This window comes from Paenarthrobacter sp. 10N417, assembly GCF_056394745.1.
Window position 1 is genome coordinate 1 of the sequence record NZ_JBFTIL010000038.1, and the last position, 18160, is coordinate 18160.

The 18160-nt window shown below is 58.0% G+C and carries 22 protein-coding genes and 1 pseudogene; 9 read left to right on the forward strand and 14 right to left on the reverse strand.

Annotated elements, in window-relative coordinates:
- Nucleotides 1-140 precede the first annotated feature (140 nt).
- The 3 genes from AC1DCM_RS25965 to AC1DCM_RS25975 form a co-directional block, all read right to left on the reverse strand.
- Nucleotides 141-410, reverse strand: coding sequence for a hypothetical protein (locus AC1DCM_RS25965; RefSeq protein WP_477520238.1), 270 nt, complete (start codon nucleotides 408-410; stop codon nucleotides 141-143).
- Between the two features lie 151 nt (nucleotides 411-561).
- Nucleotides 562-876, reverse strand: a complete 315-nt coding sequence (locus tag AC1DCM_RS25970) for a PASTA domain-containing protein (protein ID WP_477520239.1) — start codon at nucleotides 874-876, stop codon at nucleotides 562-564.
- A gap of 195 nt (nucleotides 877-1071) precedes the next feature.
- Complete coding sequence (locus AC1DCM_RS25975) at nucleotides 1072-1605, reverse strand: hypothetical protein (protein WP_477520240.1); 534 nt, start codon at nucleotides 1603-1605, stop codon at nucleotides 1072-1074.
- A 1460-nt stretch (nucleotides 1606-3065) separates the two neighbouring features.
- Between AC1DCM_RS25975 and AC1DCM_RS25980 the strand changes: the two genes are divergently transcribed.
- Entirely contained in the window at nucleotides 3066-3782 is a 717-nt protein-coding gene (locus tag AC1DCM_RS25980) for a hypothetical protein (RefSeq protein WP_477520241.1), read from the forward strand.
- A 44-nt stretch (nucleotides 3783-3826) separates the two neighbouring features.
- On the opposite strand, the gene AC1DCM_RS25985 is transcribed toward AC1DCM_RS25980, so the two are convergent.
- Nucleotides 3827-4282 (reverse strand): DUF4304 domain-containing protein, encoded by a 456-nt coding sequence (locus tag AC1DCM_RS25985; protein WP_442004427.1) that lies wholly within the window; start codon nucleotides 4280-4282, stop codon nucleotides 3827-3829.
- Nucleotides 4283-4633: 351 nt separating this feature from the next.
- Here AC1DCM_RS25985 and AC1DCM_RS25990 point away from each other — a divergent pair, with 351 nt between their 5' ends.
- Together AC1DCM_RS25990 and AC1DCM_RS25995 are read left to right on the forward strand one after the other, a co-directional pair.
- Entirely contained in the window at nucleotides 4634-5644 is a 1011-nt protein-coding gene (locus AC1DCM_RS25990; protein WP_477520242.1) for a DUF2971 domain-containing protein, read from the forward strand.
- Nucleotides 5645-5939: 295 nt separating this feature from the next.
- Nucleotides 5940-6398 (forward strand): DUF4262 domain-containing protein, encoded by a 459-nt coding sequence (locus AC1DCM_RS25995; protein WP_477520243.1) that lies wholly within the window; start codon nucleotides 5940-5942, stop codon nucleotides 6396-6398.
- Nucleotides 6399-6457: 59 nt separating this feature from the next.
- Here AC1DCM_RS25995 and AC1DCM_RS26000 read toward each other — a convergent pair whose 3' ends face one another.
- Nucleotides 6458-6940 carry a hypothetical protein gene (locus AC1DCM_RS26000; RefSeq protein WP_477520244.1) on the reverse strand — a complete coding sequence of 161 codons (483 nt, stop codon included), beginning with the start codon at nucleotides 6938-6940 and terminating at the stop codon, nucleotides 6458-6460.
- Nucleotides 6941-7043: 103 nt separating this feature from the next.
- Between AC1DCM_RS26000 and AC1DCM_RS26005 the strand changes: the two genes are divergently transcribed.
- Nucleotides 7044-7430 carry an Imm10 family immunity protein gene (locus tag AC1DCM_RS26005; protein WP_477520245.1) on the forward strand — a complete coding sequence of 129 codons (387 nt, stop codon included), beginning with the start codon at nucleotides 7044-7046 and terminating at the stop codon, nucleotides 7428-7430.
- Nucleotides 7431-7596: 166 nt separating this feature from the next.
- Here the strand turns inward: AC1DCM_RS26005 and AC1DCM_RS26010 are convergent, their stop codons facing one another.
- Nucleotides 7597-7815: a hypothetical protein gene (locus AC1DCM_RS26010; RefSeq protein ID WP_477520246.1), complete on the reverse strand. Its 219-nt coding sequence runs from the start codon at nucleotides 7813-7815 to the stop codon at nucleotides 7597-7599.
- Nucleotides 7816-7985: 170 nt separating this feature from the next.
- Nucleotides 7986-8339 carry an immunity protein Imm33 domain-containing protein gene (locus AC1DCM_RS26015; RefSeq protein WP_442004440.1) on the reverse strand — a complete coding sequence of 118 codons (354 nt, stop codon included), beginning with the start codon at nucleotides 8337-8339 and terminating at the stop codon, nucleotides 7986-7988.
- A gap of 113 nt (nucleotides 8340-8452) precedes the next feature.
- Here AC1DCM_RS26015 and AC1DCM_RS26020 point away from each other — a divergent pair, with 113 nt between their 5' ends.
- Nucleotides 8453-8731 carry a hypothetical protein gene (locus AC1DCM_RS26020; protein ID WP_477520247.1) on the forward strand — a complete coding sequence of 93 codons (279 nt, stop codon included), beginning with the start codon at nucleotides 8453-8455 and terminating at the stop codon, nucleotides 8729-8731.
- A gap of 25 nt (nucleotides 8732-8756) precedes the next feature.
- Here AC1DCM_RS26020 and AC1DCM_RS26025 read toward each other — a convergent pair whose 3' ends face one another.
- Together AC1DCM_RS26025 and AC1DCM_RS26030 are read right to left on the reverse strand one after the other, a co-directional pair.
- The gene (locus AC1DCM_RS26025) at nucleotides 8757-9470 is read right to left on the reverse strand and encodes a class I SAM-dependent methyltransferase (protein WP_477520248.1); all 714 of its coding nucleotides are present in this window, start codon (nucleotides 9468-9470) and stop codon (nucleotides 8757-8759) included.
- Between the two features lie 718 nt (nucleotides 9471-10188).
- Complete coding sequence (locus AC1DCM_RS26030; RefSeq protein ID WP_477520249.1) at nucleotides 10189-10614, reverse strand: DUF7660 family protein; 426 nt, start codon at nucleotides 10612-10614, stop codon at nucleotides 10189-10191.
- A gap of 358 nt (nucleotides 10615-10972) precedes the next feature.
- Between AC1DCM_RS26030 and AC1DCM_RS26035 the strand changes: the two genes are divergently transcribed.
- The 3 genes from AC1DCM_RS26035 to AC1DCM_RS26045 all read left to right on the forward strand — a co-directional run bounded on the left by AC1DCM_RS26035 (nucleotide 10973) and on the right by AC1DCM_RS26045 (nucleotide 12997).
- The gene (locus AC1DCM_RS26035; protein WP_477520250.1) at nucleotides 10973-12157 is read left to right on the forward strand and encodes a protein kinase family protein; all 1185 of its coding nucleotides are present in this window, start codon (nucleotides 10973-10975) and stop codon (nucleotides 12155-12157) included.
- Between the two features lie 157 nt (nucleotides 12158-12314).
- On the forward strand, nucleotides 12315-12548 hold the full coding sequence (locus AC1DCM_RS26040) for a hypothetical protein (RefSeq protein WP_477520251.1): 234 nt from the start codon (nucleotides 12315-12317) through the stop codon (nucleotides 12546-12548).
- Between the two features lie 101 nt (nucleotides 12549-12649).
- Nucleotides 12650-12997, forward strand: coding sequence for a hypothetical protein (locus tag AC1DCM_RS26045; protein WP_477520252.1), 348 nt, complete (start codon nucleotides 12650-12652; stop codon nucleotides 12995-12997).
- 322 nt (nucleotides 12998-13319) lie between these two features.
- Here the strand turns inward: AC1DCM_RS26045 and AC1DCM_RS26050 are convergent, their stop codons facing one another.
- From AC1DCM_RS26050 to AC1DCM_RS26070, 5 genes and pseudogenes are all read right to left on the reverse strand, one after another.
- Nucleotides 13320-14705, reverse strand: coding sequence for an APC family permease (locus AC1DCM_RS26050; RefSeq protein ID WP_477520253.1), 1386 nt, complete (start codon nucleotides 14703-14705; stop codon nucleotides 13320-13322).
- A gap of 179 nt (nucleotides 14706-14884) precedes the next feature.
- Nucleotides 14885-15013: pseudogene (locus AC1DCM_RS26055) on the reverse strand (MBL fold metallo-hydrolase); the annotation flags it as partial.
- A gap of 327 nt (nucleotides 15014-15340) precedes the next feature.
- Nucleotides 15341-15574, reverse strand: a complete 234-nt coding sequence (locus AC1DCM_RS26060; RefSeq protein ID WP_477520254.1) for a hypothetical protein — start codon at nucleotides 15572-15574, stop codon at nucleotides 15341-15343.
- A 144-nt stretch (nucleotides 15575-15718) separates the two neighbouring features.
- Complete coding sequence (locus AC1DCM_RS26065) at nucleotides 15719-16465, reverse strand: pentapeptide repeat-containing protein (protein WP_477520255.1); 747 nt, start codon at nucleotides 16463-16465, stop codon at nucleotides 15719-15721.
- Nucleotides 16466-16746: 281 nt separating this feature from the next.
- Nucleotides 16747-17097, reverse strand: a complete 351-nt coding sequence (locus AC1DCM_RS26070; protein WP_477520256.1) for an Imm10 family immunity protein — start codon at nucleotides 17095-17097, stop codon at nucleotides 16747-16749.
- 246 nt (nucleotides 17098-17343) lie between these two features.
- On the opposite strand from AC1DCM_RS26070, the gene AC1DCM_RS26075 reads away from it, so the two are divergent.
- Nucleotides 17344-17715 carry a hypothetical protein gene (locus tag AC1DCM_RS26075; RefSeq protein WP_477520257.1) on the forward strand — a complete coding sequence of 124 codons (372 nt, stop codon included), beginning with the start codon at nucleotides 17344-17346 and terminating at the stop codon, nucleotides 17713-17715.
- The last annotated feature ends 445 nt before the right edge of the window (nucleotides 17716-18160 follow it).

Below are 18160 nucleotides of genomic sequence, written 5' to 3' on the forward strand. Positions count from 1 at the left end.
TCACAGCTTGCCGCTGGGCCATCGTTAGCTCCATGAAAACGGGCATAGCCCCGAACCGCCGCCACACTTGCGAACCACGCCGTTACGCGGAGGTTTTCAAATGAGGCAACGTATCCGGCTACGCGGAGGTTTTCAATGAGTCAACGCGGTTTCTTGAAGATGAAACGACCGAAGATAAAATAGGGCCCCACAAGCACGAACGGTATGCCCCAGATAATGAACAATGGCTGCCTAACAGTCGTAACGGCCATGACTTCCCAAACGATCGCGAACCCACCCCAAAGAACACTGAACGGCACGAGGAACGCATCAGCCCCGGTGAAGCGAACCTTAGGGTCGGGCTGTCCAACCCACAGCAGCCGCTCATCGTGGCGCAGAATTGGAAGAATGCGGTTTCGTGGATCGTTCATGTCCCGAATTCTTGCACAGCCCCCTACCGACAAAAGGGGTAGCTCTGCTGAAACTTCGAGACCGAAACCCCCTTTCGCGCACTCTGCCCCTAAAGCCGGTGGCTCGACGGACGCTCCTGCGTTCGGTAGAGGATCCCTCACCGGACATCGCTCACTCGTCCTTCTCAGCCTCCGCATGACTCTTAAGTGAGGGGGGCGGCCCGCCCGTCTGCTCCGGCACGTCGCTTCGGGCTTGACCGTCCTGAACGAAAGTAATCCTAATTTGGCTCCCCCGCTCAAGGACCGACCCGGCGGACGGATCTTGGGAGGTCACCCAGAACAGCCCTGGCCACGTACGCGAACGGAGCCCCGGCCCGTCAGGATCCCCGGCTGCGAGACCAAACCCAATGTTCGCCGCCATCTCTTGGGCGATGTGCACAGGCTGCCCAACCAGATCGGGAACAGTCAGCTTCTGACGTTCATCCATCTCTGCAACTCCTTTGAGCCTGACCAGCTAGAACGGTGAAACCAACCTTCTTCCGTCACCAAAATACCGCCGGTGGGTCAGCCGGGCCTGGTCAACCCGATTTCTTGGTTCCAAAAGCGCGCTTTAGTTAGGCCAGCTGGGTGCCCTTTGGAGGATCCCTTACCGGGCATCTTGATGGATCACCTTGTACTGAATTCAGGGACTATCCGTTGCGGACATCGCCGCTTCGATGACGGCCTGGAATTCAGGGCTGACGTGGATGGATAGGTTGGCGTCCTCATCGAGCTGAGTCAATTGCTCGTAGCCTGTGCCGTTCCACCAATAGACATGAGGACTCACCGGACCAGGGGCATCGCCGTATCCCAAGGCCGTGAACCGGACCATGCCATCGAGCGCTGCAATTACGCTTTCCCCTTCGATGAAGTGCCACACCAGCTGATGACGGTTCGGAACGCTCATCAGCCAACCAAGGTCCTTGCTTGGGTATTGTCCGGTGAGTTCGGCAGCAAACCCGGGCAGCAGAATGGCCTTCCCCGCCGTGTACACGGAATCGCCTAGCAATGCTGTGAACGAGCCGTCGCCCTGCGTTGGAACAGTATGGATCTGCTCGTCGTTGAGGGCGCGAAGGTTAGCAATGCCCTGTGCGCGGAGGGCCTCCCAGCCGCCGAACGTGGTCGCATGATCCCGATTGAATACAGCCACTGTGTCCGGAAGGTCGAGTGCCAGCATTTCGACAACACCTGGAGCGAACTGGCTGTGAGGGTAGTGGTCGAGGTTTGAATGCTTGCTTCGTCATAAAGACGCGCATACGTCCGGCGGGACACCTCGTCCGGTGTGAACTCGTCAAAATGATCGGCCGCCTCGAAGCTCGCCAAAACCCGCTGAAGATGTAGGCGGATGATGTCGCGCCACTGAGACTCCGGTCCGTTGTGACACGACGCGGCAACGTTCCAGAATCCATAGCCGCGTCCAGCAGCATCAGTGGCGTGGTCCGAGTGAATCTGCACCTCGTAACCCAGCTCGGCGAAGACTTCGCGCGCCATCGTCCGAAACTCTTGAGCTTCAGAGACTGTGAAGAAGGTCAGATCCTCATCGGCCGCTTCTTGCCGGGAGGATTTCTTTTTGAAGAGGCCCACAAAGTCTCGCTTTCGTCGTGGCAGATGGTGAGTTCATTCGTTGAACTGGTAACTCGTCCCCGGATTCTGGGAAGACTACTACAAACCAGAACCGCTTCTTCATCGGAATTCGAGCATTTCATCGATTGCCGAATGGAGCCAAGCCGCAAAATTGGGAAAGGCTCTCCCCCTGGCAGTCCCATCCCCGGCTGGCGAAGTCGTGCACGGGCACCACCCCAGTCTCCAAGTTCCCGTCAAGCTACGTCGTCGTTGTCCTCCCTACGAGCGAATGGAACCAGGTGCCGTCAGGGTAACGATCTTTCATGCCCTATAGAGGATCCCTTACCGGACATTGAGGCCAGCGGAGGAAGGAAGGCACCGCTCTACGGGCTCTAGAGCTGGGGCTCGCGAGGAGGCGCTTGATCGCCGGCTGGGCCACACTGTCGGATGTATCCGCTGGATGCTGGCATCCACATCAGCACAGAACCGGCAACCGTCAAGATCAGGACCGCTACTGAGAGAGGCGTCAGTGCGTTATTGAAAACTCCTCCGAGAGCCAAAATAGCCAAGATAGAAAGAACCACCCTCGCCCAGCGTTGACCTCGAAGGAGTCCCAATGCTGCCCGGATTTGAATAACCGTAAATAGAAGGAGGACCAGACCGCCAACGAGCACTACAATGACGCTTGCCTCCCGCGTGACAATCAAGATGACTGGCTGAATGCAAGCTAAAATCGCGCTTGCCAGCCAGAGGTAACTTGATGTTCGGAGCACCTTGGGGAGCCTGCCCGCTGTCCTTTGTGCGACAGGATGGACCATCTTCGAATCCTCAATCTCCAGTAACAAGTTGAGCGGCTGGACCGCAAGGTTTCCAGACTACAGGCGAAAAGGGAGGGACAGTTGAGCCACGCAATGAACCTGCTTCCTCCTCAGTCTGTAGCGGCAATGTCGTCGGGTTCTGTCCAAATGACGGCGCCAACGTCCACCAGAGGCAGCCAACTCCTGGAGCCTCGATAGAGATAGCCGCCCGGTAAGGGATCCTTTACCGGACACCGGTGTGTGCTTGCATTAGGACATGACCATTCGCGTTGTCCCGATCCTCACCGGCGTTGAATGGGAGCCGAACGCTCCCGAGGAGAAGTTTGCGGCGGATGAGGACCGCTTCGCCGCACTGGTGCTGCGGGCGCATCCAGATGACGCCGACGAAAGCTTGGTTGTGATCTTCTGGAGCGGTGTGGAGGACGCCCGCTTCGGGCCGCCGAACGACGAGGGGCGACATCATCATCCTCTGTACAGGGCCGGCCTGGCCGGTCTTTCTTGGGCGGGTGAGGTCATTAGCGACGAGAGTGAGCATCCCGCAGTTCGACACTTTATCGTTCCAACCAAGGAAGGCGTGGCGGAGGTGCATGCCCGACAAATCAACTGGGCTCGGCTGGAGGGTGTCACGGACGCCAACGAGGCGATCGATCGCCTGAAACCGTATTTCGGGGAACGCCAGGCATATCCCGAGGCGACAGTCGACGGCTTCACGCTGGGCACGTTCGTGAGCTACGACGACTGCGGGGACGCATGGGTCCGGGCACCCGACGGCGGCATTGCAACGCTAATCTGGGAGAGGGGCCTGCCCTCCTATTTCGTTGTGGTGATACCGCCCGATCCCGCTGGACGTTGGGGAACTTATGCGGTTCAGATGGATTTACCACTAACCACGAACGCCGAAGCCGAAGCGTACCTGCGTGCGCTACTACCCGAGCTCAAGCCGAGATGGAAGTCTTGCGCACAGAACAGATGAGCAGGGTGAGTGAACCCGGCCCGGCCGCCCCTAAGACCATCGCCCTACGGGCGCGACTCATTGGAAGACTCCTGGGCGCGTAACCAGGAGATGCCCTTGTCTCTAATGGCGTCCAAGACCTCACGGGCGACGTCTTGAGTGGATCGGTTCGGTTGGATAGCAAACCAGGTGTCGGTTCCCCATACGAGTATTCCCAAACGCTTTGATGTCGTGACAGGACCCAAGACGTTTGCGCTCGGCTGCACGCCCATCCACTTCTCCCTCTCACGCTTGGTGTTCCAAGCCTGGCGGTCGACTGCAGAAAGGTTCACCGTGAAGCGCACCTCATCCGCTGTACTGGACGTTGATCTCTGAATGCCCAGTAATAACCAATGAGTGGCGGACGGAAGCTCGAACTGTGTTCCGCTTCCGCGGAAGCCAAGGCGACGCAGCTCCGGCGCCAATTCCGTGCGCACCATCGAACGAAAGTGGTCCTGCGCAGTGCCTCCAACGATGCTCACGGCTTGAGCATAGCTGCAGCATCGGAGCACAGCGGACAGTGGACAATCGTGCCCGTTGAAGGATCCCCTTGCGGGCACCGCTGAGACGGGTAGAAACCAACACACCAATCTCTGTTGGTGGGTGTCCCGCCAGTAGGTGTGTGTCAATTCTGAGGAAATGGGGCGAGGGCAATAATCGTCACGAACAGCCGTGATGCGCCGGCGGACAGAGGGCAGGAGTTGGTTGGTTGGTCAGTCCCAAACGGCTTGTACCACCATCTCCGCGTCGGCGGAGATGTGCTTGCCGGTATGACCTGAGGTGGGAAAGGGGTATGGGGACTGTTCGGTGACCTTCAGCTAAAACAGCAGAAGTTGTTTGAGCCCTTTGCGGCAGCCATCGTGGGGGACATTGGGAGACTAGCAAGGAACGCTGCGCTTGCTGGCTATGCCAGGAAAACGCAGGAGTTCTTGACGACAACGGAGAGTTTGCGTTATCGCTGGAACCGTCCGGTATGGCACTACACCAACGGCTATGCGTTGATGTCCATCCTCAGAAACAAGTGCCTATGGGCTTCCAATCCTGCACACCTCAATGATGCAACGGAGATCAGGCACGGGTTCGAATTCTTACAGGAAGCTCACTGGAAAACACATAAGAAAGCTCCTTCCCATGGTCACGACGCTGACCAGTGGGAGGCCGTAAACGCCGTTCTGCGTGAGGTTCTCGATGAGGACTATTTCAGCGACATCATCAATGAGGTTTATTTGATATCAGCCTCGGCAAAGCCAGACAGCCTAACACTGTGGAGAAACTATGCCGATGGTGATGGTTTCGCCATAGGCATCGATACTGCAGTCGAGTTGTCTGCTGACGGACTGGAAGTAGAGGAGACAAGCCACGACGATCATGCCCCTAACGGTATTCCGCCCATCAGTGGCTGGTATCGGGTCGAGTACAAGGACAGCCAGAAACGGCGGCTGGCTAACGAGTTCATCGAGAGTGCTGTTACGGACATCTTGGCAGCAGGCAAAAGCAACGTTTCGACGGTAGTTAGCGAACTTCGGAAGCAGGCGGTCATCCTTGCATCCGTGATGAAACATGAGGCGTTCCAGGACGAACGGGAGGTGCGGTGGATATCCACCAATTTCAGTGAGGACTTCGACCCTATTCACTACGAGCATGGCCGGAAATCAATCGTCCCTGTCCTTCACGTCATGACTTCTTCCGAGATTAAGGACGACCTACTCCCGTTGAAGGGCGTGTGGTGTTCACCGATCGCCGATGCCAGCATCGTCCGCACCGTCGAGGGCTTGTTGAAACAGAACCACTACGACGAAGCCAGCGAGAAAGTCGAGAAGTCAGTGCAGCCGTTCAGGGGATGACAGCAGGACGTCCGGGTGCAGCCACATAGGCAAGCTCAGGATGATTCAGGACGGCGGAGTATCGTATACCTCCCGCGACACTCACGCTGAACGTATCGCACAAGCGCGCCGGAGGTCGCGGCCGCTGGCTCTTATCGGTCTGTTTGAATGATATTTGCTTAGTCAACCTACCTGGCACAGCGGAAGAGTCGCAGCGAAAAGAAGTGAACGGTCAGGGATGCCCATCCGGGCGTGCAAAGGATGGACAGTGCTGACGATTGGCGACAGAGCTTCACGGCGTTGCTAGATTGAGTCCGTGAAACTTAAGGACAGCAATGACCCCGTCTTCAATCAACTGCTGTCGTTGATCGAAGAGCACGGGTGGGCGGTACGTCATGTCGGCGCGGGTGATCAGGCTGCCTTTTCCTACACCGTTGGCCTTACAGCCCTAAAGCATCCGGAGATCGTTATGGAGGGCCTGCCGTTCGAGGTAGCCCAAGCCTTCCTGAACCTCATGGGTGAAGAGGTAAAAGCAGGTAAACGCTTCATCCCAGGAAGCATCACCACAGACCTCACCGAACCTCCAGCTCCCATCGCTTTCATCGCGGTGGAAAACACCGCGGGACTGACAGCGGTGGCAGAAGTCTACGGCCAAGTAAAGGCCCTACAAGCAATTTGGAGTGACTCCACCGGACGATTGCCCTGGGAGTCGATCTACCGCAACCCTGCGGATGCACAACCTCTCCTGGGTCCAGTACCCGAATCCTTCAAGTAATTTCTTGTTTCTCGCGTGATCGCAACGCTGCCCGGTAAAGGATCCTCTAACGGGCAGCATTAGTCACCAGCGTCGGACAACCGTTTCTGCTGAGTTGAGGCATATATGTGGGTGAAGTAAACGCCATACTCGCTATCATCCGAGAACTCCGATAGGTCCAGATCGCCGCTTGCCTCGAACTCGGACCACAGCTTTTCACCCACCGACTCCCAGGGCGACGGACCACATCCGCAACACCAAGGGAACGACTTCGACATCCAACCCAAGACAAACCGAACCGTTGTGTCAATCTCGGCATCGGATGTGAGGAAGGCAGCCAGCTCGGGGAACAGGGACAGGTCGTAGTCGTAGTCAGGTAGGCCGGTCAGGAAAGCGGGTTCGCTGCAAGCCCACCACTCGATAAATGCCAGTCTGAGTGCGGTTCCTTTGTCTGGCGGAAGGGAGTGCCAGCGTTCAAGCAACGCTTTGCGCGACGCGGAAAGAGCCCCTGGACGCTCCAGCTCTATGGCTTCCCGCAATAACAACGGCTTCTTATCGTCCACATCGCGATTCTACGATGGAAGCGTCAGCTGACTTTGGCTCCGTAGGCCGATCCTTTACCGGACGAGTTTGGTTTGGGAGGACATAGGTGATTTCGTGTTGCCCATGATGACAGTTAGGGCCGTTAGTCACTTTCGCGATGAAGAGATGGGCTTCGAAGCCGTCGTGCTTGCCGATCAGGATCTTGCCCCGGCATGGCAGTTGGAATTCCAGCGTTCGCTGGATCCCGATGAGCAGGATGTGGCCCTAGGCATGGGCTCCTACTGCGTGACCTTGACCAACGGCGCCTGCGCCTATGGGTGCCTTTCGTCTGCCCTCGTCGAGGAGGGCAGACTGCACGTGGTCTTCATGGAGGATGGCGCCCAAAAATTGGGACTTGAATCACCAGAGTTGGAGCTGTCACTTGATCTTGATGCCGATCAAGTACATGAATTGGTGAGGGGGCTCCAGTCCGTTCTTGGCGGAGACAGCAATCCGCCGGTGCTTAATTGACGACTGGATCCCTTCAGAGCGGCCATAAGCCGATCGGCTGACTGACGTACGTCCATCGGATTATGGAGTTGGCTTTGACCCAGTGGGAATCTGGAGACCCCGGCCAGACAGGCAGCCCTTCTAACCGGATTCAACCTATCTATGCTCTCGAAATGGCCAGGGTCTTTTACTCTGGCACATCGGGAAGAGTGTTCATCGCTCGTGCTAGATCACCCTGCAGTCGGCGCACTTCCTGCCGATGAAAGCCGACACGAGTATGAAACTCATTTTCGTCGAGAGCTTCCAATGTCTCACGCAGAGACGACCAAAAAATTTCAAGCTCATCTACGGACAGCGTCAGCCTGACTTCCGCGACAGGTACCTCAGGATCAAATTCCAGCTGCATAGTTCACTTCCAAACTTCGGCTACGAAGACGTGAAGTAATCCTAGCCATCCCATTGCTACCGAGCTTCAGCCAGGGAGGTGGAGGAAGGTAAGTCATGGGCGTTCGGTGAAGGATCCCTGACCGGACGCGAATCCCGAACTGGAGATTCAGCCGTCCGGGTCAGCTTCCCTCAAACATTCAACAACGACTCATCAAACCAGACATCTTCGTAGCCAGGTGCCAAGAGGAATCGCCAACCCGCGGGCAAAGCGAGATAGGGAACGACTTCAGGACACCGTGTCGTCAGATGCTCGACGTGCAACGGAACAAAGAAGTCATCCGCCGTTCCGAGGTCTTCACCGCGCCAGATGAACCAGCCACTGGTCCCAGCCGCGGCTGGATGCCGCAGACCGTTGAGTGGATAAACATGCGGCGACCGAACATTTTTGGAGACTCCCACCTTTACGCCCTGCAACGGTGGTGTAGGGACAGCCCCGAACCTGGCGGTCAGCTGCATCTGGGCGGAGAGGATCGAATCGTGCATACGTAGCATCTTCGCTTAAGAAGGCGCACATAACCCTGTCCGTTGAAGGATCCTTTACTTGGCCGGTTGAGAGCTGGACGCTTTGGGGACAGGAAATAGGGCACACTGCTCTCATGGCAACTCGGTACTACCGGAGGCCGTGGAACGAGTCCCGAGGCGACCAGTATTCCTCTTGGGGTCCCGCCACTTATTACTTCGAAGTCGGTAACGACGGCCGGCCGACCCGCCAGATCGAGATTTACGATTCTGGCCCGACTCTTCGTTATGACCCTGAACATGAAGAGGACGAATTTGGTCTTTTGGCTCAGGAGCCGCTGGCTCCGCTAGACGAATGGCAGCCATGGGCCATTACCGAGGCAGAATTCGAACAGGCGTGGCATGACCTGCCCTAGTTCACTGTGCCCGGTGAAGGATCCTTTAGCGGGCAGCGGCGATTAAGGCGGCATGGGCTCGCTTGCCCGGGTCTTGTCGCGTCTCTACCTTGAGCACGTCGAAACCGGCTTCACTCAGCAGGTGCGCCATCTGCTCGATGGACCAGTAGTACGCCGTTGTTACAGCGTGTGGGAATGGCTCACCAGGCGAACCCTCGAAGAATCCAGCAAGTAGTTGCCCGCCCTGGGCAAGGGCACGAGCAATCTCCCTTAGCACCAGGGACAATTCGTCCGGTGGGACGTGAATTAGGGAATACCACGCCAGCACACCGTTCAATGATCCGTCTGCTACATCTAAGTTGCGGATGGACCCCACGCGAAAAGGGACGTCGGGGAAGCGCATACGGGCGTTTTCGATAAATTCAGGAACGAGATCGAGCCCTTCAACCGTCGCACCTTGTTGGTGCAGGAAGTTCGTCCAATGGCCCGGCCCACACCCGGCATCAATCAGTTGCCCGTCGATACTTGATGCCCAACTCCTGATACGTTGCCGATCAAGCTCGTGCATGTCCTCAACAGAACCAAGAATGCGTGTGTACTCGGCGGCACGGGCGCGATACGCGGCCCGTATAGAGTCATTCCCCATGGTTACGAGCGTAGCCGCCAGCCAACCCCTAGAAGTGGCGCCCGTAAGCCGGTAGATCACCGGACGCTCTGGTGCCCGTTCAGGGATCGGCTTACGGGCGTTCTTGAAAGACACTCAGGACGGGACACTCCTTATGATCCAGCTATGACCGTTCCGCGGGGTTTTCCCCTGTCCCTAGCCGTGAGACCTCCGGGGGTCTGCGACTATCCACAGACTGCCTTTGGCGCAACTGCGTTCCGTCCAGTTATCCCGTGGGTAGTCCCAAAGGCCGCCGCCGATTGAAAATTGAGATCCCGATCCCACTACAACGTTATTGCTTGCATCGACGATGTCGAACGACTCCGAATCTCCTCGGACCGTATAGCCCTGGGGCCATGCCAGGGTGTATAGGGAAGAATCTCCGGGACTTTTCGCCTGAACGCAACCATCCTCATCCACTACCAGCTCGCCCCAAAACTGTGCGTCCATGGCCATCGTCTGGTGTGCATCGATGGTCACGAGGCGCAGGGACGCCGAGGTTGTAGAAGGCGTTGGCGCGGGAGCTGCGCACGCCCCGACAGTAGCCAGAGATGCAGCCGATGCAAGAATTGCCAGGCTGCGCCAAGGTGCCTTCATACCCAGACTATAAGGCGCCAAATATCAGGTGGCACCACGGGATACCCGCATCTTTTCTCTCGGTAAATGCGTCGCTGCCCTTCCGTGGGCGTACATAGCTCCGGGCCGCCCGTGATGGTGTCCACCGAGCGTTCAAGCGCCCGCATGGGATCCTTTACCGGGCGCTGACATGGGGCTATCGGGAAGGTGAGATGGGCGGCGCCGAAATTGCAGTTACTTATTCATACACTCTGGCAGCGAGTAGCATCTGGGCGATAAGCCGCCAGGAAGGTATGTCGGGCACTGGCTCGCCCCGGTTAATGAAGTAACCATCCATTTCGCGCGTCCATGCGGACAACGCCTCCAGGAAGCTTTCGAGGTCGTTATTCTCCCAGCTCTCCGGATCTTGTCTCAGTGAATCCCTGAATTGATCAATAAAGTCAGCCAAGTCTTGACGACTCAAGTTGGGGTCAGGGTATGCCGAGGACGTCATGCCTAAATGCAAACATACTTTGTCCGTGTTCGATGATCCGTCGGTGGGGGTGGTCAAACATACTGCCTCCATCGCCGGGGTGGCCGAACAATCAAGGCTCGACCACCATCCAAGCGAATCTCTCTCGGAAGTCATCAAAGCACTTCGGGCAGACCCACGTATACGAATCATCGTTAGTTACCCAGGCCTCGTGGTACTCGGCGTGCCCAGTCCGGTCATCTGATATCTCCGTCGAGCAGAAATCGCAGTGATCGTGGTCCCAGCCCTCCCGGTATGGAGTCCATGCAGTGAAGTGCATTCTGCGCCCAGCGAGGTAACGCTCCTGCCCCATCAAACGCCAATCTTCGTCCACGACTTGAGGATACTGGCTCTTGGGTGTTGGCCGGCAGGATGACCATGCCGAATGCTGCACTTTCGTCCGCACGGTAGCCGATCGGCTTAAGGACGCAGCCGCTAGTTATCCCTATCTCCAGCAGCGTCCGAAGCATCGCCTCAATTGCCTGAGAATTGGTAGATAGCCATCTCATCGTTGGGGGAAACCTTTGGTAGTGCCAGCAGACGTCTTTCAAGACATTCAGAACAAGTACTCGGCGTATCCCTAGATGACCGCTACGCCCGCTACTACCAAGATCAAAGGGAAGAGCTGCGGCCGGCTTTTGCATACTTCCATGACCAGCTCAACTCGTTGCTCGGCTACATGAACCATAAACGGGAGCGAGGACGGCACTACAACGCCGAACAGAGTCGGGAGCTTCTTGAAGTCATGCGTGCCTTGGGACAACTCAGGACGAACCTCAAAAGAGTTGACGTTGAGGTAAGCCTGAGAAAGTCCTATGAAGATGCACTCGAACGCTGCCGCGCCTTTCTGTCCCCTAGCGGGGGGAGCCCCATGCCGCCAGATTTCGAAGAGATACCTCTTGAGGACTACGAGCCCATTCTTTCTGTTGCGGCAGACACCGTTCGCATCGAAAAGTCCGGCAAAGACTATCCACTGAAACCCCTGGGAGAGGCTTCCTACGCGCTTGTCTATAAGTACAAGGATCTTGAATACAAGATGCCAGTTGCTGTGAAGGTGGCCAAGAAGAACCTCGCTCAGAACGAGCTGGATAGGTTCAAGGCTGAATATGACGTTCTAGCTGACTTCAGCTCCCCTTACGTGTTGGGGGTCTACGGATACAACGAAACCAGAATCAGCTATGCCATGGAGTTTTGCGACTACACCCTCGGAAAATACATCTTCATGAACAATGGCAACCCGAAGTTCGACTTCAGCAAGCGGCAACGCATCGCACAGCAGTTCCTGTACGGCATCAGCTATCTCGCATACAAAAACGTCCTCCACAGAGACCTGAGCTACACGAACGTACTCGTCAAGACCTACGACGCAGGAGTAGTCCAGGTGAAGCTCTCAGACTTTGGTCTGCACAAAACCCAAAGTTCCTTGCTCACCCGGACAGGGACTGAGATGAAAGGGACCATCCTTGACCCGACTCTCACCAGCTTTAAGGACTACACGCTTAGCAACGAGATCTACTCGGTGGGATTCATCCTCTCCTTCATTTTCACCGGAAAGGAAGCCCCATACGTAGCCGGCGCCAACCTGGGGGCTCTTGTCCGAAAATGCACGGACTTGACCACTGCGAACCGTTATACAGGAATTCAAGAGATAATCGATGCCGTGGCGGCTCTGGACAAGGACACTTTCCTGGAATGAGCTGGCCTTAGACACCTCGGCCGAGCGAGCTCTCCCTCTGATTCTTGTAGGGCCAACATGCCGACGACGTGCTCGCCTTAACCGGGTGGATGCCCGGTAGAGGATCCCCTTACAGGAAGCGCCAGATGAATAGAACTCTTGCTACGGTAACGGCATCATGAGCGTTTCAGAAAGACTCCAGCAAGCAGCCGATCGGTTCCTAGGCGGCGACGAGTCCGTGCGTGCTGCACAGGCGTTGGAAGGAGTTCTTATCGAGGAGTATCTCGGCGACGACCGGACGGAAGAGTTGCTCTACGTTCTTTCGCTGTATTCGCCTGGAAGCGGTGTGCCGTACTCCGAGGCATCAGACGTTCGTCCTCTGGTTCTTTCAACACTCGAAAGTCTGGCCTAAAAGGGTTGATCTCAGACGACTGTGTTGGGGCACGGTAAGGGATCCCTCAGCGTACAGCTGGCCCTGATCTTTTTGGCGGGCGCATGTGACAGCATGAGGCTATGAGCGCGCAACTTGAGGTTCCGCGGCTGGAAGACCTGAATGATCTCGGAATTGCGATCGAGCCGTCTTATCAGCCGTGGGTGGTATCAGTGATCGCGTGGGCGAACGATGGGGACACCGTCAAGCTGACCTGGGATGAGATCGCTGGGTCAGCGAGCGTCCGATGGCTCAACGGTGACGATGTGCGGCTTGCTCTTGAGCGAGAGACCGCGGTGAAAATCAGCGTCAGAGACGAACGCGGCGTCATTGAGTTCCGCGTCTGGTCCCACTGGGAAGGACTGGCCGGTCAATTAATCGTGATGGTCGGCGAGCACGTGACGCTGCACGACACGCTTCTGCACGCATAGCGACAGTCAATGAGCCCTGCGTACCATCCTGGGCCATCACAGAGACGAGGGATAGGCGGAGCCAGAACCTTCTGGTACGGAATTTTTGGAGGACACGGCGCTTGGCATGAGAATCCCGCAATCCGAAAAAGGTGCGGTGAAGGATCCCTAACCGGACGCTTTGAAGCGTCTGGAGAGCCACCGGCTTACGGGCAGGAAATTTCATGCTGTTGATCACGATCCCCCTCACCATGCCGGGTCTGCCGTGCACGACGCTCGGATTTCATAAACCTTGCGCCGTCGTGGGGCCCCTTTCAAGACCCGCCGCCCCAGCCCGGGCACCTCAGTTGGGCAACTTTCCGGGCCCTCGCACACCTTCGGGCCGGCCCGCCCTCACCCATAAGCGGTGAAGGACGGCGGCGATGACGAGGGCGGCGGCCAGGCTGACCAAAGGCAGACCCCGAAAGAGGTTGACCGCCAGGGTGAACGCCACGATGAGGACGCCCGCCCCGTTCATGACCACGTAGCCCGTCCGGCCGTCCCGGTGGGAGAAAAAGGCCATGGCCGCCAGTCCGGCCAGGAAACTCAGGAACACTGCCACGGCGTAGAACAGGACAAGGGTCTGGTCCTCGCCGCCTGCCGCTGCCGTCAGCCCTGCCGCCAGGACGGTGAACAGGAGGACGCCCCAGTAGGGGATGAAGTGGGAGTTGGTGCGTCCCAGCCAGGCGGGGAGCACGCCGGGAGATGTCCCGGCACCTGACCCGTGGGGAGCCAGTGCCTTAAGCAGCCCTGGGCCGGCCTGGAATGACGATGACGCGGCGGAGAGCAGCAGGAGCGCTGTGGTCAGCTGGAACGCTGCGAACACCGGGGCTGGGGCGGCTGCCCGGGCCAGTTCGGCGATCTGGGTGCTATTCCCCTCCGGTATTCCCACCTGCAGCCGCACAGCTTGGGCCGCGATCCCCATGGTAATTGTCCCCACGATGCCCAGGGTGAGCCAAAGGGTAATCTGCCCGAAACGCCGGCGCCCGTCGTCGTCCAGCTGGCCCAGCTCGGCGATCGCCGTGGACGGGGCCTCGACGCCGGTTGCCAGAGCCATCGCCACGGGAAAGGCCAGGACGACGGCGATGAACGGGGCGTGGCCCGGGTCCTCACCCACGGTGCCGGACGGGGACGGCGTGGCGCCAAAGGCGAACAGGAGAACAGTTGCGGCCGTAGCGATAAATGCGCAACACATGACGGCGAACACCAGCCGGCCAAGGCTCCCGAACAAGGTCATCCCGCCCACCAGTGCCACCAGTACCAGGGCGATCAGCAGGCGCCACGGGGCCAGCGTAGGAGCGTAGGCAATTGCCGCCGACGACGCGGCGGAGACGCTGATGGCAATGGTGAGGCTGAAATCGACCACCAGCGCGCCGATCGGAAGGAAGGACCAACCGTCCCCGAAAGCATCGCCGACGGCGGCAGAGGCGCCGCCGCCCTTGGGGTAGCGAATCACCAGCTGCCGGTAGTTCAGCACCACCAGGGCGATGATCGCCACTACCAGGCTCATGGTGGGTACCAGCAACGCAAGGTCGCCGTGGAGTGCCCGCAGTGCCGCCTCCACCGCATAGGCCACCGAGGACACGGGGTCCGCCATAACGGCGAAAGCGAAACCAGCCAGCAGGAGGAAGCGCGAACGCTTCACCGCCGGAAGTCCGGAACCGCCCCGCCGGACTTCATTGTCAGCCACGTCTGGGCCCCGTTCCAATTACCCTAGTGGTCCCGGTGGGATTCCTGCAGGGGCTTGATGAACCAGCCCGGACTGCTCCGGGCCTTAGGGCAGCACTGGGATTGCATTCGTGGCATCGCCGGGGGTGTCGCGGATGGACTGCCAGGCATGCCCGGGCACGGCAAGCCGAAGATGTGCAGGTCCCCCCGCTCGTCAATCTCCCTGGCGCAGTTCTGGTGGCCCCAGAATTCGGCAACGCCATCTGCCGCGAAGACGGCGTTGCCGAAGAAGTCGTCATAGTGCGCGTGGGTATTGACGACGACCACCGGCATTGTGACATTGTTTCTCCAAACCTCCGGCGAGCTGCTGCGTTCGTCTTGGCCTCGATTCTACGCACCGGCTTTGGAGTTCCCGGAGGCCGGATGCCGGGCTTCCACATTTCTCCATTCGTTACCTCACTGAAGGCCAAGAGGTCATGCGTCTGTGATGATGTGTGTTGCAGCTGACCCGCGAAGGCGACACCGGCACCGTCGGGTTAGGCCCATTCTGCAAAGACCTCTCAAATCGTCCCATTTAGCGGTGGTCCACCGGGCGTTCAAGCGCCCGTTTGGGGATCCCTTACCGTGCCCCAACACAGTCGTCTGAGATCAACCCTTTTAGGCCAGACTTTCCAGTGTTGAAAGAACCAGAGGACGAACGTCTGATGCCTCGGAGTACGGCACACCGCTTCCAGGCGAATACAGCGAAAGAACGTAGAGCAACTCTTCCGTCCGGTCGTCGCTGAGAAACTCCTCGATAAGAACTCCTTCCAACGCCTGTGCAGCACGCACGGACTCGTCGCCGCCCAGGAACCGATCGGCTGCTTGCTGGAGTCTTTCTGAAACGCTCATGATTCCGTTACCGTAGCAAGAGTTCTGTTCATCTAGCGCTTCCCGTAAAGGGATCGGTTTATGGACATCCGTCCCGCGAATGCCCAAGCTCGGAAGAAGGTGCCCCGGGCGCACGGTACGCCCGGGCACTTCGGAGCATACTCGCTAACGCGCTTGCCCGATTAGGCTCTCAGCCAGGGCTGCCAGTGGCTCGCCTCCCCAACTGAAGTAGTCCGCCCGGTTGAACACCCCGACGGAGGAATCCTCGCCGGGCAGCTTCAAGGCGAGGCCGAACACGGCCCTGAGCATACGAGCTTCCAGGGACTCGTCGTTCTCCAGCAATTCCAGAACTCGTCGTGCTACGCCTGGGAAATTGGGGACGATGTCGATGCCTTCCGGCATTTTGACAGCTTCAAAGTGGCACCCCCGGAACTCAACGTCGCGGAAAGTAGCCCCGCTGAAGTCTGTATCCAGGAAGACACCGGGCTTGGCATTTCCAGGGATCTGCCGCCCGTCAAAGAGAACATCCTGCAGTGCGCCGGTGAACTGGCAGTGCTGAATCGTCGCCTGATGAAATTCAGCCCCCTTCAACTTTGTGCCCTTGAACGTAGAGCGCACGATCGAACATCCCGACGCTAGTAACCCTCGCAGGTCCGCTCGGTCAAAGTTGATGTTTCGCCACGCGTTGCCCCGGCCTTCGTACCAGGTCCCCAGTGCGGCGTCCCGCAGCCCTGCTTTGACAAAAGAACTGTCCCTGACCTCGCTGTCCCAAAGCCGCCAGTCAGCACAAATCGCGTTATCAAAAAGACAATCAACAATCACGGAGCCGAAGAAGCGGAGGCTGGATAGCTGGGCGTAACTCAGGTCGAGTTGCTGCCAGTGAACGTCACGGAATTCGTGCAAGCCGGACATTACAGTTGCCGTGTTACCACCGACGGCAAGAGTGGGGCCAACCGTCGGGGCGGGCAGCGCCAGCCCTCTTAGGTCGCACCGTCCATCGTGTACCCCGACGTCCTTGGGTAAGCCGCTGCGCGTACCGTGGAGGAATCGAAGCACTTCTCCGGCCAGGGTCCGACCGTCTGCTGTTTTCCACCGTTGTTGAAGTGCTTTTATAGTCATCGTGTGAACAAGCCTATTCCTGGCCCCGCCCGGTAGAGGATCGGCTTACGGGCGCTCTAACACTTACGGGCGCTCTAACAATTGAGCACCGGCGGATTGCCGTCTCCGCCAAGAACGGACTGGAGCCCCGTCACCAATTCATCCATTTGATCGGCACTAAGATCAAGTGACAGCTCCAACTCTGGTGATTCAAGTCCCAATTTTTGGACACCATCCTCCAAGAAGACCACGCGCAGTCTGCCCTCCTCGACGAGGGCAGACGAAAGACACCCATAGGCGCACGCGCCGTTGGTCAGGGTTACGCAGTAGGAGCCCATTCCTAGGGCCACATCCTGCTCATCAGGATCCAACGAACGCTGGAATTCCAACTGCCATGCGGGGGCAAGAGCCTCCTGATCGGCAAGCACCACGGCTTCGAAGCCCATCTCTTCATCCCGAAAGTGACTCACGGCCCTAACTGTCATCATGGGCAGCACGAAATCACCTATGTCTTCCCAAACCAAACTCGCCCGGTAAGGGATCCCCTTCCGGTCAAGTCGGCACTCGGGGAGGCTGCGAGGCAAACTTGGTCAGTTTTCCTCCTGCTTTTGAGAGGACATGGCCAGGATTCTTTGTCACTTTCCGGTTCACGGCGGCTTCTTCGGTGAACTCCAACTCCCTATGGTTACTACATGAGCAGTCCACAGACCAGGCGTGCCTTGGCCTCAACCGAGTACGAAATCTGCCGGAAGATACTTGAGGCTTTCGGTGACACGAACCTCATAGCGCAGCTTGAACACACCGAAGCGGTAGTCGGCCGACTGCCTATGCATATCGACCTGGTCGTCAATCCGGGCCAGCCGAGAAGTGGGCGACGCAACGGCCCGGTACCAATAAACACCAGTGTCGTCTCAGACGCAGGAACTGATTACGGCGAGATACTCATCTGGATCTCTGATGGCTATTTGTCAGGTATTGAGCACCCGTGGTGGTCCGATGAGATCCCAGTGGCCTGGCCTGCGCCAACGAATGTCAGGATAGAGGGACGAAGCGTCTTGGGTTAAACCGAGGACGGACGGCTGGACGCGACGACGCGGCGGTGGCCTAGGGGCAGCGTCGAAATTGTTCGAGGGAGGATAAATCCCGAACCCCACGAGCAGACGGCCAGGAGCACTAAGCAACGTGCCCGGCAAAGGATCCCTTACCGGGCGGCTATCTCTATCGAGGCAGCAGGAGTTGGCTGCCTCTGGTGGACGTTGGTGCCGTCATTTGGACAGAACCCGACGACTTTGCCGCTACAGACTGAGGAGGAAGCAGGTTCATTGCGTGGCTCAACTATCCCTCCCTTTGCGCCTGTAGTCTGGAAACCTTGCGGTCCAGCCGCTCAACTTGTTACTGGAGATTGAGGATTCGAAGATGGTCCATCCTGTCGCACAAAGGACAGCGGGCAGCCTCCCCAAAGTGCTCCGAACATCAAGTTACCTCTGGCTGGCAAGCGCGATTTTAGCT